Origin of the sequence: Amycolatopsis nivea (genome assembly GCF_004522235.1) — a bacterium.
GTDB classification, from domain to species: Bacteria; Actinomycetota; Actinomycetes; order Mycobacteriales; family Pseudonocardiaceae; genus Amycolatopsis; species Amycolatopsis nivea.
In genome coordinates, this window is record NZ_SDLT01000098.1 from 1 (window position 1) to 1,501 (window position 1,501).

General features: G+C 68.6%; 1 protein-coding gene. It reads left to right on the plus strand.

All coding sequences use genetic code 11. The features are described 5' to 3' along the window. Positions 1-253 precede the first annotated feature (253 nt). On the plus strand, positions 254-1,474 hold the full coding sequence (locus EIZ44_RS44370; protein ID WP_276323968.1) for an IS110 family RNA-guided transposase: 1,221 nt from the start codon (positions 254-256) through the stop codon (positions 1,472-1,474). The last annotated feature ends 27 nt before the right edge of the window (positions 1,475-1,501 follow it).

A 1,501-nucleotide genomic window follows, 5' to 3' on the forward strand; every position in this document is an offset into this window, starting at 1 on the left:
CCTAATCAGTTCTGGGAGTGAGCCGTCCGGCACACTCCTGGTGGTAGCCGGCCGGCGGGTGAGCACTCTGGGTTCCTGGACGTGGAGTCCTGGTGAAAGACAGTGCCCCTGCCGGTAGGCCGGGAGAAGTGATCGCTGCTGGGATGTCGTGCCCGCCCGCTGGTGGTGTGAGCACTGCTTGATTAGGTCGCTGATGGTTCTTCCCGCTGGCTGCGCACGGTGATCGGTTTCGAGGGCGGGAGGATCGTTGCGGCTGTTCGTGGGAGATGACTGGGCCGAGGACCATCACGACGTCGAGCTGATGGACGTCTCGGGTCGCCGGCTGGCGAAAGCACGGCTGCCGGAGGGCGTGGCCGGGATGGCCCGGCTGCACGCGATGGTCGGCGGCCAGCTCGGCGAGACTCCGGACGAGGACGCGGAGGTGGTGGTAGGGATCGAGACCGACCGGGGGCCGTGGGTGGCCGCGCTGGTCGCGGCCGGCTACACGGTCATGGCGGTCAATCCGTTGCAGGCAGCGGAGTTCCGACGCCGGCTGGGGGTCTCCGGGGCCAAAAGCGACGCTGGCGACGCACATGTGCTGGCCGACATGGTGCGCACCCATTCCCACGAGTTGCGGCCGGTTGCGGGCGACTCGGCGCGAGCAGAGGCGGTCAAGGTCGTGGCCCGCACCCACAAGACCATGATCTGGGAACGCACCCGCCACGCTCAGCGGCTGCGGCACGCCTTGCGGGACTATTTCCCCGCCGCGCTGGAGGCGTTCGAGGACCTCGATGCCGCTGACGCCTTGGAGTTGCTGGCCAAAGCCCCCACTCCTGCCCAGGCTGCCCGGTTGACGACCGCGCAGATCAGCGCCGCGCTCAAGCGCGCCCGCCGTCGTGACGTCGCCGGGAAAGCGGCGGCGATCCAGACGGCGTTGCGCGCCGAGCACCTGGGCCAGCCCGACGTCGTCGCGACGGCCTACGCCGCCTCGGTCCAGGCGCTGATCGCGGTGCTGACCGTGCTCAACACTCAGATCACCGCCTTGCAGGGGCAGGTGAAGACTCATTTTGGGCAGCACCCGGCTGCTGAGATCATCTGCTCCCAGCCCGGTCTGGGAGCAGTGCTCGGCGCCCGGGTGCTCGCGGAATTCGGCGACGACCCGCACCGCTACGCCACTGCGAAGGCGCGCAAGAACTACGCCGGCACCAGCCCCGTCACGCGAGCCTCCGGCAAGAAGAAGGTCGCCCTGGCCCGGTTCATCCACAACGACCGGCTCATCGACGCGCTGATGGCCCAGGCGTTCGCCGCGCTGAAAACCTCGCCCGGAGCACGGGCCTACTACGACCGGCAACGCGCCCGCGGCTCCGGACACAACCCGGCCCTGCGCCAACTGGCCAACCGGCTCGTCGGCATCCTGCACGGCTGCCTCAAAACCAGCACCCCCTACGACGAAACGATCGCCTGGTCGCATCACGCCGAGAACGTTGCGGCTTGACATTCAAGCTCCTGGGATGTCTTTCAC